The sequence below is a fragment of the Mobilicoccus pelagius NBRC 104925 genome, from assembly GCF_000247995.1.
Lineage (GTDB): Bacteria > Actinomycetota > Actinomycetes > Actinomycetales > Dermatophilaceae > Mobilicoccus > Mobilicoccus pelagius.
This window is the reverse complement of record NZ_BAFE01000088.1, coordinates 22,918-34,205: the sequence shown is the minus strand read 5'-3', so window position 1 is coordinate 34,205 and position 11,288 is coordinate 22,918. Positions and strand designations below refer to the sequence as shown.

At 72.0% G+C, this 11,288-nt stretch carries 13 protein-coding genes; 5 read left to right on the top strand and 8 right to left on the bottom strand.

The window, feature by feature from the left end; genetic code table 11:
• The first annotated feature begins 337 nt into the window (after positions 1-337).
• The 3 genes from MOPEL_RS12520 to csrA are packed head-to-tail and all read left to right on the top strand — an operon-like array spanning position 338 to position 1,708.
• Positions 338-919 (top strand): flagellar protein FlgN, encoded by a 582-nt coding sequence (locus tag MOPEL_RS12520; protein WP_141631344.1) that lies wholly within the window; start codon positions 338-340, stop codon positions 917-919.
• A gap of 29 nt (positions 920-948) precedes the next feature.
• Positions 949-1,368: a flagellar assembly protein FliW gene (gene fliW / locus MOPEL_RS12515; protein WP_009483235.1), complete on the top strand. Its 420-nt coding sequence runs from the start codon at positions 949-951 to the stop codon at positions 1,366-1,368.
• A gap of 55 nt (positions 1,369-1,423) precedes the next feature.
• On the top strand, positions 1,424-1,708 hold the full coding sequence (csrA, locus tag MOPEL_RS12510; RefSeq protein WP_009483234.1) for a carbon storage regulator CsrA: 285 nt from the start codon (positions 1,424-1,426) through the stop codon (positions 1,706-1,708).
• A 405-nt stretch (positions 1,709-2,113) separates the two neighbouring features.
• Here the strand turns inward: csrA and MOPEL_RS12505 are convergent, their stop codons facing one another.
• Entirely contained in the window at positions 2,114-2,320 is a 207-nt protein-coding gene (locus MOPEL_RS12505) for a BldC family transcriptional regulator (protein ID WP_009483233.1), read from the bottom strand.
• A 360-nt stretch (positions 2,321-2,680) separates the two neighbouring features.
• Between MOPEL_RS12505 and MOPEL_RS12500 the strand changes: the two genes are divergently transcribed.
• A complete protein-coding gene (locus MOPEL_RS12500) occupies positions 2,681-2,872 on the top strand; it encodes a DUF3073 domain-containing protein (RefSeq protein ID WP_009483232.1) in 192 nt (63 codons plus the stop codon).
• A 250-nt stretch (positions 2,873-3,122) separates the two neighbouring features.
• Here MOPEL_RS12500 and purM read toward each other — a convergent pair whose 3' ends face one another.
• From purM to MOPEL_RS12480, 4 genes are all read right to left on the bottom strand, one after another.
• On the bottom strand, positions 3,123-4,235 hold the full coding sequence (gene purM / locus MOPEL_RS12495; RefSeq protein ID WP_009483231.1) for a phosphoribosylformylglycinamidine cyclo-ligase: 1,113 nt from the start codon (positions 4,233-4,235) through the stop codon (positions 3,123-3,125).
• On the bottom strand, positions 4,232-5,863 hold the full coding sequence (purF, locus tag MOPEL_RS12490) for an amidophosphoribosyltransferase (protein WP_083841853.1): 1,632 nt from the start codon (positions 5,861-5,863) through the stop codon (positions 4,232-4,234). Before purF ends, purM begins: the two co-directional genes overlap by 4 nt.
• Positions 5,864-5,967: 104 nt before the next feature.
• Positions 5,968-6,339, bottom strand: coding sequence for a hypothetical protein (locus MOPEL_RS12485; protein WP_040634468.1), 372 nt, complete (start codon positions 6,337-6,339; stop codon positions 5,968-5,970).
• Between the two features lie 166 nt (positions 6,340-6,505).
• Positions 6,506-6,871, bottom strand: coding sequence for a sterol carrier family protein (locus tag MOPEL_RS12480; protein WP_040634485.1), 366 nt, complete (start codon positions 6,869-6,871; stop codon positions 6,506-6,508).
• 486 nt (positions 6,872-7,357) lie between these two features.
• On the opposite strand from MOPEL_RS12480, the gene MOPEL_RS12475 reads away from it, so the two are divergent.
• Entirely contained in the window at positions 7,358-8,152 is a 795-nt protein-coding gene (locus tag MOPEL_RS12475; RefSeq protein WP_009483227.1) for a spermidine synthase, read from the top strand.
• Positions 8,153-8,335: 183 nt separating this feature from the next.
• Here MOPEL_RS12475 and MOPEL_RS17360 read toward each other — a convergent pair whose 3' ends face one another.
• The 3 genes from MOPEL_RS17360 to purD form a co-directional block, all read right to left on the bottom strand.
• Positions 8,336-8,782: a phosphoribosylformylglycinamidine synthase subunit PurS gene (locus MOPEL_RS17360; protein WP_009483226.1), complete on the bottom strand. Its 447-nt coding sequence runs from the start codon at positions 8,780-8,782 to the stop codon at positions 8,336-8,338.
• A 100-nt stretch (positions 8,783-8,882) separates the two neighbouring features.
• The gene (locus MOPEL_RS12465; RefSeq protein WP_009483225.1) at positions 8,883-9,791 is read right to left on the bottom strand and encodes a phosphoribosylaminoimidazolesuccinocarboxamide synthase; all 909 of its coding nucleotides are present in this window, start codon (positions 9,789-9,791) and stop codon (positions 8,883-8,885) included.
• Positions 9,788-11,083: a phosphoribosylamine--glycine ligase gene (purD, locus tag MOPEL_RS12460; RefSeq protein ID WP_009483224.1), complete on the bottom strand. Its 1,296-nt coding sequence runs from the start codon at positions 11,081-11,083 to the stop codon at positions 9,788-9,790. The genes MOPEL_RS12465 and purD overlap by 4 nt, the downstream gene beginning before the upstream one ends.
• Positions 11,084-11,288: the final 205 nt, after the last annotated feature.

Here is an 11,288-nt window from a genome sequence, read left to right as displayed (position 1 = left end):
ATTCACCTGCCTCGCCTGATCGGCCATGTCGCCTCCACCTCTCCACACACCTGGTCCTGCGGTCACATTGCACACGCTAGAAAGGCGCTCCGCCGTTCACAACTCGACAGTACGTTCAACAAACCTGCAGGTGAGAGGCCCGTGACGCATCATTTCTCAGTGGCTCGGACGTCCGCTTAGATGCATGTCGAATCCCTTCTGAACAAATTCGAGGCCTGCCGGTCGGGCGTTCAGAACGGTCGCTCGATCGACTACGAGGGTCTTTCCCACCGTTCGCAACGCACGCCCGCGCGGGTGCGCGCACTCGTGAGAACGACGACTCCGGCGCCCAATCGCGATGAAACTCTCACCTGGCCAGAAGAGGTGTCGATGGGATGAGCGTGAACGAGCTGAGGTACGCGTGACCGGGCCCTCCGACGCCGCATCGGGCGCACTTTCGAATCTCTCCGCAGGCCTGTGGCGGATCCAGGAGCTCCTCGAGCTCCTGACCTACCGGCTTGAGGTCCAACACGTCCTGATCGAGACCGGCAGGACGCGATGGATGGGTCGGTCGACCCGTGAGATCGAGATCGTCATCGGTGAGATGCGGGAGGCCGAACTCATGCGTGCCGTCGATGTCGGTCCCGTGTGCGAGCTGCTCGGGCTGGCCGAGGACACCCCCCTCTCCGAAATCGCCGCCGCGGCACCTCCGCCGTGGGACGACGTCCTCGAGGAGCATCGCGACGCGCTGACCAAGGCGACCCAGGAGCTCTCGCTCCTGAGCCGCTCCAACAGCGCGATGCTCGAGGCGAGTTATCGGGCGGTCCAGGAGACCCTCGATCGGTTCAATCACGCGTCCCAGGCCTCCTCGACCACGTACACCGCGAGCGGTGCACGCGCCGGCGGGGCGGGGCGCCATCTGTTCGACCAGAAGTCCTGATCTCACTTCCACTCTGGGGGTTTCACCACATGACCACGACCAGCACTCCGACCACGCCTACCGAGCAGGTGGAGAGCGTCGTCCTGAGCCTCCCCTCGGGTCTCGTGGGCTTTCCGCTCGCCCAGCACTTCCGCCTCTCGGCCGGCCCGGGCGGGCTCTACGACATGCAGTGCCTCGACATGCCCGACATGGGCTTCGTCGTCATCGCGCCCAGCCCGTTCTTCCCCGAGTACTCGCCGTCGATCGATCCCGACACCGCGGGTCGACTCGGCCTCGAGTCCCCCGAGGACGCACTCGTCCTCCTCCTCGTCAACCTCGGCGTCGACGGCGAGCAGCCCGCGGCGAACCTCCTCGCCCCGGTGGTCGTCAACCGCCACACCAAGGAGGCCGCGCAGATCGTCCTCACCGACCAGGATCTGCCGCTGCGCGCCACGCTTCAGCTCGATTGAGCTTGTAGCCTTGCCGCACAACGTTCCTCGCTCCCCTCACCCCTAAGGAACCGCCGTGCTGGTCCTGTCCCGACGCCCTCAGCAGAGCCTCCTCATCGGCCACGACGTCGTGGTGACCGTTCTCGAAGTGAACGGCGACACCGTGCGCATCGGGATCAAGGCGCCGTCCGACGTCGACATCCACCGTGAGGAGATCTATCGCGATCTGCAGAAGGCGAACCAGGCCGCCTCCCACGCACAACCGGGAGCGGCGGCGGCCCTGGCCGAAAGGATGCGCGGCAAGGGTGACGACACGGTCGAGACCGGCGGTGGCGAGGACGGCTCCGAGTCCGCTCGCTGACGCCCGGGGCCACGACCTGCGCCCAGAAGACCGGCCCACCCCCTGCTCGGGGGTGGGCCGGTCTTCTGCATGCCGGGCCTCGGTGCCCGCCCGGGGCCCCACCTCCGGACACCGGGGGCGTGAGCCTCGGCGGGCGCCGGTGGATGCCGTCATCCGACGACGTGGGCACCCGGCGCAGGACGAGCGTGGCACCGCCGACCTCGTCGACCGCGGGACGGACACCGGCACGACCGCCGTCGGGTCGGAGCCGACACCCGCCGCAGGAACGGTCGCGACGGACCGATCACGGCGTGGCCGTCGAGGGACGCAGCCCGACGTGCGACGCGCGCGGCTCGTGCCGGCGTGTGCGGGATCGTGCCGGGTCGTTGCGACGGGGGGCGGGTCCGGCGCGGGCTCAGCCGGGGCTCAGCCGCGGGAGGACGCCTGCGCGAGCAGCGCCTGGACCTCCGAGGCGCGGTACCGGCGGTGGCCCCCGAGCGTGCGCAGCGAATGGAGCTTGCCGGCGACGGCCCATCTCGTCACGGTCTTGGGATCTACGCGGAACAACGCGGCCACCTCGGCGGGGGTCATGAGTTCGTCGTCGGGGGCATGGGGTTCGTGCAGGTGTGCCATCGATGTGCCTTCCACGCATGCTGCTCAGCGTCGAGTGAACCGTTTCAGCGTAACGCCCCCCGCCTGCGCCGGGGCCTCCTCGATGTGGCCGAAGCGGTCACGCTCCCCACCGGCACGAGCGGGTCTTCGAGCCGATCGACGCCGCATTCGTACGGACGTCCATCGTTCTCGACGACGCCCGCACCGTCGGGCCTGCGAGTCGACCACGCCGGTTCTCCGATCCCGCGTTCGCCATGTACCGTAGGCCCCACGAAGAAATGACATTCCCGGAGCCGCTCCGTGACGGCCAGGTACGCCTCCCCCGTGAGGGTGCCCGGTCGTCGTGATGCCGCCCGGCAGACGCGTGAGGGGGTCGACGCCATGGGGCGCGGCCGAGCTAAGGCCAAGCAGACCAAGGTCGCTCGCGAGCTGAAGTACTTCAGCCCCGACACCGACCTACGAGCGCTTGAGCGTGAGCTCCGCGGTTCCAAGTCGGATCGCGGAGACCGAGAGGTCGACAGCGACGACCACGGCGACGAGGCCGACGACGACTGGAGCACCTTCGAGCGCTGAGGTCGTCGACCTCTCCTCACCCGCCCGTTCCGGGCGCGGTGTCACCGCAGACGCGTCGACGTCGTGACTCGTCGACCCCGCGGACCCGATCCTCGTCCGGGCACGGTCCGCGGCACGGGCTCCCGGACGGCGAGACGCGTTCTCCCCGCGGGTGGGGCGGCGATGCACCTCGAACGACGAACCTCGAACACCGCGTGACGATCACCTCGTCACGCGGTGTTCGTGCGTCTCGCGCCTCGTCCGTGCCGGATCAGCGCCGGTGGGTCCCGACGACCTGTACCGCGCCCCCGTCGACGCCCTTGGCGCCCTGGACGACCTCGGCGTCGGGACGCGTCGGCGTCTCGTCGTCGACGATGCGGCCGGCGACCCAGGCGGGGAGGTCGAGCTCGGCGCACCGGGCGAGCGCGGCGTCGGCCTGTTCCTCGGGCAGCACGGCGACGAAGCCCACGCCGAGGTTGAGGGTGCGTTCGAGGTCGGCGGTGGGTACGTTCCCCACCTCCTGCACGACGTCGAAGACGGCCGGGCGGGTCCACGTGCCGCGATCGACCTCCGCCCGCACCCCCGCGGGGAGGACGCGGGCGAGGTTGGCGGCGAGACCACCGCCGGTGACATGGCTGAGGGCGTGGACGTCGACGCCCTCCGTACGGATGAGCGCGAGCAAATCCTTGGCGTAGATCCGCGTGGGCGTGAGGAGCTCCTCGCCGAGCGTGCGACCGAACTCGTCGACGTGGCGGTCGTAGCCCCACCCGGCGCGGGAGAAGACGGCCCGCACGAGCGAGTACCCGTTGGAGTGCAACCCGCTCGAGGCGAGGGCGAGGACGACGTCCCCGGCCCGCACCCGCTCGGGGGAGAGCACATCGTCGTACTCGACGACGCCCGTCGCGGCGCCCGCGCAGTCGTACTCGTCGACGCCGAGCAGCCCGGGGTGTTCGGCGGTCTCGCCACCGACGAGCGCGACCCCTGCCTTCTCGCACGCCGCGGCGATGCCGGAGACGATCGCGGCGATGCGCTCGGGGACGACCTTGCCGCAGGCGATGTAGTCGGTCATGAACAGCGGCTCCGCGCCACACACGACGATGTCGTCGACGACCATGCCGACGAGGTCGAACCCGATCGTGTCGTGGACGTCCATCGCCTGGGCGATGGCGACCTTCGTGCCGACGCCGTCGGTGCTCGTCGCGAGGACGGGACGCCGCATGTCACGCATCGCGGACGCGTCGAACATGCCCGCGAATCCGCCGAGGTCGCCGAGGACCTCCGGCCGCTGCGCGCGCTTGACCGAGGCCTTCATGAGCTCGACGGCGCGGTCACCGGCCTCGACGTCGACGCCGGCGGACGCGTAGGTGAGGGCCTCGTCGGTCATGCGTGGTGCTCCTGATCGGTGGGGTGGGGACGCGCCAAGGCGGCCTTCGCACCAAGGACGTCCTCCGCGGACTGGACGGTGGCCGTGCCGGTGCGGACGTGGTCCTGCGCCGGGGTCGCGACGACCGAGGCGTCGGGATTGCCCGGGAACAGCGGCGTGGTGGCCGCGCCGGACTCGAAGACGTGCTTGCCCAGCGTCACATCGCCGGGCAGCTCCATCGGGTACTCGCCGGTGAAGCACGCCGTGCACAGCCGCTCGCGGGGCTGACGCGTGGCCTCGATCATGCCCCCCTCGGAGATGTACCCCAGGCTGTCGGCGCCGATGCTGCGGCAGATGTCGTCGACGCCGAGACCCGTGGCGATGAGCTCGGCGCGGGAGGCGAAGTCGATGCCGAAGAAGCACGGCCACGTGACCGGCGGGGAGGAGATCCGCACGTGGACCTCGGCCGCGCCCGCCTCGCGAAGCATCCGAACGAGGGCCCGCTGGGTGTTGCCGCGGACGATGGAGTCGTCGACGACGACGAGCCGTTTGCCCTTGATGACGTCGCGGAGCGGGTTGAGCTTGAGACGGATGCCGAGCTGACGGATCGTCTGGCTCGGCGCGATGAACGTGCGGCCGACGTAGGCGTTCTTGACGAGGCCCTGCCCGTAGGGGATGCCGGACGCCTCGGCGTACCCGATGGCCGAGGGGATGCCGGAGTCCGGCGTCGGCATGACGAGGTCGGCCTCGACGGGATGCTCCCGGGCGAGGGTGCGACCCATCTCGACGCGGGACTCGTAGACGCCGCGGTCGTTGATCGTCGTGTCGGGCCGCGCGAGGTAGACGTACTCGAAGACGCAGCCGCGCGGACGCGCCTCGGCGAACCGGCGAGTGCGCAGGCCGTCCTCGTCGACGGCGACGAGTTCGCCCGGCTCGACCTCACGCACGTAGCTCGCACCGACGATGTCGAGCGCCGCGGTCTCGCTCGCGACGACCCAGCCCCGCTCCAGTCGCCCGAGCACGAGCGGACGAATGCCCTGCGGGTCGCGGGCCGCATAGAGGGTGTGTTCGTCCATGAAGACGAAGCAGAAGGCGCCGCGCACGTGCGGCAGCACCTCGAGCGCACGCTCCTCGAGGTCCTCACCGGTGCTCTGCGAGAGCAGCGCCGTGACGACGGCGGTGTCGCTCGTGTTGCCGCGGCTCAGTTCGCCTCGCCGGGTGGCCTCGGAGGAGCCGTCGAGCATGTCGCGCAGTTCGGGTGCGTTGACGAGGTTGCCGTTGTGCACGAGCGCGATCGTGTGGTCCTGATCGCCGCTCAGCGTGGGCTGGGCGTTCTCCCACGTGCTGCCGCCCGTCGTCGAGTACCGGGCGTGACCGATGGCGACGTGGCCGGTGAGCTGCGCGAGGCTCGTCTCGTCGAAGACCTGGCTCACGAGGCCCATGTCCTTGTAGACGAGCACGCGATGGCCGTCGCTCGCCGCGATACCGGCGGACTCCTGCCCGCGATGCTGCAGCGCGTAAAGGCCGTAGTAGGCCAGTTTGGCGACCTCCTCGCCGGGAGCCCAGACGCCGAAGACGCCACACGCGTCCTGGGGGCCAGCCTCGCCGGGGAGGATGTCGTGGTTCAACCGTCCGTCACCGCGTCGCACGGCGCCCAGTCTTCCACACGGTCGGGCCGGCACCGACCGGCTGCACGAACACCGATGGCACGACCACGATCACGGCGGGGTGAGCACGTCGACGACGCGGGATTTCAACGTCGCGCGCGACGCTGAAGGGCCGCGTCGGCGATCACGCCGGTCAACGCGCCGAGCATGGCCCCGATCATCGCCCCGAAGGTCGCGAGGAACAGCAGCGACGTGCGGAACCCGTACGCCATGCCGCCGACCTGAGCCGCCGGCCCGAAAAGGTGCGCGAGGCCGCCGAGGACGAACCCGAGGACGACACCGGTGCCGATGAACGCGACCCAGTCGACCGAGACGACGTGGCGACGCGGCATGCGCGCCGCGTGGGCCGGGCGAAACGAGGCGTCCGCCTCGGCGGAGGCGGGGCGTTCGGTGGCGCCGACCGTCTCCTCGGTGGGATCGACGGGGCGCGACTCGGGCGTCGGTGCGGTGCTCGGCATGGGGCTCACGCTAGTGCAGCCGTGCGGTCGGGACGCTCCCGGCCGGGCGCGACGGACCGTCGCCGAGAGCTCCCGGCCCGGACGCGACGACGACGCGAGGCGCCCGAGACCCGCCCGGATCCGGAGGACGGCGGCAGGTCAGCGGCGGGTGGTCAGCGGCGGGTGGTCAGCGGCGCGCGGGCCAGAGGGGGAGACGGGTGTCGAGGGCCGCGCGTTCCCCGCTCGCACGCACGGTGCCCCCGGCGAGGGCCTCGGCCCACGTGAGTTCGCCGACGACGAGCCGTAGCCACGTGTCGACGTCGGTCTCGACGACGGCGGGCGGGGTGCCGCGGCGGTGTCGCGGCCCCTCGATGCACTGGACCGCCCCGAACGGCGGCACGCGCACCTCGACGGAGTGCCCGGGCGAGCGTTCGGCGAGTTCCTCGAGGGAATAGCGGACGGCGGTCGCCCGCACCGTACGCGGGGCGTCGTGGTCGGTGCGCCAGGCGGCGAGGGCGGCGTCGCCGTCGGCGGGTCGGATCCTGCGGGGCATGGCCTCATCCTCCCCCGACCGACCGTGCCCGTGTCGAGCCGGGTCGAGCCGTCGGGCGACGGCCCGAGGGCCCCGGTCGACGAGGGTCGAGGGCGAGCCCGCCCGTCCCACGTGGACACCGTCGACGAGGAGCGCGAGCCCGGCGCCGACGAGGCCGACGCCCGAGAGGACGCCGACGCCGCGAACGCCGGCGCCGCAGGGATCCACGCGGTGCCCTCTCCTCCCCCGCCCAGAGGTGCCGGACGAGCCGAGGCCCCACAGGCCGCCCTCGACGGTGAACATCCGGTGTCGACCGCGTCGGCGCCGGGCCGGCGGCGACGCACGGCAGGCGCGGCACGGCCAGGACGGGGCACGGCGCCTGCGCCGCACCAGGAGGGGTCGGGCACGGTGCGGCGCGCGCCCGCACCACGAAGACCCGCCGGACGGACGGGACACACACCGACGGCGCGATAGCGTGCCCGCAGCACCGCGGCGAAGGAGACACGCATGGCCGAGTTCGTCCGCGACGAGTACGGCGTGAGCGTGCTCGTCGGGGGTCATCCGCAGTCCCACGTGCCCGACGATCCCGAGTTCCTCGTGTTCGAGTACGTCGCCCACCTCGCGGCGTGCCTCGACCTCCTCCTACCCCCGCCGCCGCAGCGCCTCGCCGTCACCCACGTCGGTGGCGCCGGCCTCACCCTCGCCCGGTACGTCGAGCACGTGCGGCCCGGGTCGCCGCAGATCGTCCTCGAACCCGACGCCGACCTCACCGAGGCCGTCCGCCGCGAGGCGCCCCTCCCCCGCGGGCACCGCATCCGGGTCCGGCCCACGACCGGGGAAGCAGGCGTCGCCGACCTCAAGCCGGGCAGCGCCGACGCGGTCGTCCTCGACGCCTTCGCGGGCGGCAGCGTGCCCGCGGCCGTGACGACGGTCGAGTTCCTCACCGCCGCGGCGGGTGTCCTCACCCCCGGCGGAGTGTTCCTCGCGAACCTCTCCGACGAGCCGGGGATGCGCTACGTCGCCCGGGTCGCCGCCGGCCTCGGACGGACAGGCCTGCCCCACCGGGCCCTCATCGCCACCCACGACGTCCTCAAGGGGCGTCGCCACGGCAACGTCGTCCTCGTCGGGAGCGCGGCCGAGATCGACACCGTCGAGCTCGAACGGCGACTCCGGCGGCTGCCGTTCCCCACCGGCGTCCGCCACGACGTCGCCCGCTGGGCCCGCAGCGCCTCACCGCTCACCGCAGCCGACCCGATGCCCTCCCCCACCGCACCCGACCCCGGCCACTGGCGCGTGCGCTGAGCGCAGGGACGAGGAGAGGATCGGGTCGGACGGGGCCGGGGACGACGAACCCGGCGAGATCCTGCGATCGACCATCGACACACCTGGCACGACGGCCCGCGCCTCCCCCGGACACACACTGGGCCGACCCCGGCTGCTGCCGGGATCGGCCCTCATGGACGGTGCGGAGGCCGCGTCGGAGCGTCAGCTCCTCACGTCGTCGGCGCGGCCGTAGTACGACCCCGCCTCGACGTGCCCGAGCATCGTCTCGTCGATCTCGTGGTGGGCGGGGACGGGGCGCGGCTCGTGCTCGCCGGCCTCGACGGGCACGGCGTCACCGGCACCCCAGTAGTCGGGCATGTCGTCCCAGTCGGTGTCGACGTCGTCGTCGAGGTCGGTGGCGTCACCGGCCTCACGCACGGAGACGATCTCGTCGACCTCCGGCGTCACCAGGGACTTCTCGGCGAACTGGCGCACGAGCGCGAGGGTCTGCTGCGTGACGTCACCCTCGACGGCGACGACGAAACGCTTGCCCTGACGGACGTGCACGATGCCCGAGAAGCCCCGCGATGCTGCCTCGTTCGTGACGGCACGACCCAGCGGATCCTGCTCGGTGGACTTGGGCATGACATCGACGACGACGCTTCCCACGACGATCCCCTCACACTCTGCGGTCGGTCCTTCCAGCCTAACGGCGCGGACGGCGTTCGAGGACCGACCGGGACTCCCGCCGTGGCGGGCGACCCGTCGATCAGTCGAACGACCGGCCCGTGATCGCCTCGTAAGCGGTGACGTACGTCGCCCGCGTGGCGTCGACGACGTCCTGTGGGAGGGCCGGCGGCGCCTCGCCCGACCCACGGTCCCAGCCGGACTCCGGGGAGGTGAGCCAGTCGCGCACGTACTGTTTGTCGTAGGAGGTCTGGGGACGGCCCACCTCGTGCTCCGCCGCGCGCCAGAACCGCGACGAGTCGGGCGTGAGGACCTCGTCGGCGAGGACGAGTCCGCCGTCGCGGACACCGAACTCGACCTTGGTGTCGGCGATGAGGATGCCCCGCTCCGCGGCGATCTCGTTGCCGAGGGCGAGGATCCGCGTCGTCATGTCGCGGGCGGCCGCGGCGAGCTCCGGGCCGATCTCGGCCTCGACCTGCGCGTACGTCATCGGCTGGTCGTGCTCGCCGAGAGGCGCCTTCGTCGTCGGCGTGAAGATCGGCTCGGGAAACGGCGACGCCTCCGTGAGCCCCTCGGGCAGCTCGACGCCGCACACCGACCCGCGCTCGCGGTACTCGGCGAGCCCGCTGCCGGTGAGGTAGGCGCGCCCGATGCACTCGACGGGGAGCATCGGCAGGCGACGCACGAGGATCGCGCGCCCCTCGACCTCGGCCGGCACATCGGTGGAGAGGACGTGGTCGGGCACGAGGGAAGCGAACTGCTCGAACCACCACAGGGACAGCTGGGTGAGCACCCGCCCCTTGTCGGGGATGACGGAATCGAGCACGTAGTCGTACGCAGAGATGCGGTCGCTCGCGACGAGGAGGATGACCTCCTCCGACGGGGTGCCGTCGGCGTCGAGCGGGGCGTACAGCTCCCGCACCTTGCCGGAGTAGACCCGGGCGTACCCGGGCAGGTCGAGGGCCCCCTCAGGAGCGTCGCTGTGAGTCATGCCTGCTCCTGACCGGGAAGGACGATGCGGTGTTGGGCCGCGGCGAGCGCGATGTCGGTGCGGTGGCGGCTGCCGGGGATGTCGACGGCGTCGACGGCGTCGTATGCGGCCGCCCGGGCCGCCGCGAGGTCGGGCCCCGTGGCGACGACGGAGAGCACGCGCCCGCCGGCGGTGACGAGCCCGTCGGGCCTCTGTCGCGTACCGGCGTGAAGGATCTCCGCGTCACCGACCTCGCCGATGACGACGGGGTCGCCCTTTCGGGGGGCCTCGGGGTAGCCGCGAGCCGCGACGACGACCGTGACCGCCGCGTCGTCGGACCACTCGAGCGGCGGGATCTCGGCGAGCTCCCCCCGGGCCGCGGCGAGGAGCACCCCGCCGAGACCGGTGCGGAGGCGGGCGAGGACGACCTGCGTCTCCGGGTCGCCGAACCGGGCGTTGAACTCGACGACTCGCAGACCACGGCCCGTGAGCGCGAGGCCGACGTAGAGGACCCCCGCGAACGGGGTGCCCCGGCGGCGCATCTCGTCGACGGTGGGCTGAGCGATCGTCGAGACGACCTCCTCGGTGAGCGTCTGCGGCGCCCAGTCGAGGGGCGAGTACGCACCCATGCCACCGGTGTTGGGGCCACGGCCGCCGTCGCAGAGCCGCTTGAAGTCCTGCGCCGGGGCGAGCGGTACGACGGTGCGCCCGTCGGTGAGGCAGAAGAGGGAGATCTCGGGGCCGTCGAGGAACTCCTCGATGACGACGCGCGTCTCGTCCTCACCCGCGGCCCTGGGCCGCTCGAGACACTGGACGGCGTGCGCGAGCGCCTTCGTGCGCTCCTCGGTGACGACGACGCCCTTGCCGGCGGCGAGACCGTCGTCCTTGACGACGTAGGGCGCACCGAGCTCGTCGAGCGCCTCCATCGCCGCGTCCACCGTCGTGCACACCCGCGCACGGGCCGTGGGGACGCCCGCGACCTCCATGACCTCCTTGGCGAACGCCTTGCTGCCCTCGAGGCGCGCGGCGCGGGCCGTGGGTCCGAAGCACGGGATCCCGCGGGCGGCCACGGCATCGCTCACCCCGGCGACGAGGGGCGCCTCGGGGCCGACGACCACGAGGTCCACGCCGTGCTCGACGGCCAGGGCCGCGACGGCGTCGGGGTCGGTGGCCTCGACCTCGAGACAGGTGGCGAGCTGGGCCATGCCCGGGTTCCCGGGGGCGGCGAGCACCTCCCCCACCTGCGGGTCGCGCGAGAGGGCGACGACGAGGGCGTGTTCACGGGCACCGCTACCGATGACGAGGACCTTCACGGCCCCCAGCCTAGGCGTTCCCACCGACACCCCCCACCCGGTCGAGGGGACAACCCCACCCGAGCCACGGAATACCTTGCTGCACAAGCCGATCGACACTCGGCGGCGTCGTCCCACCCACACGCGCGCGCGGCGGCTAGGGTGCGCTCGAAGGCGACGTCACCCCGAGACGAGGGGCGACCTCCCGTCGCCGACAGCCTCAGCC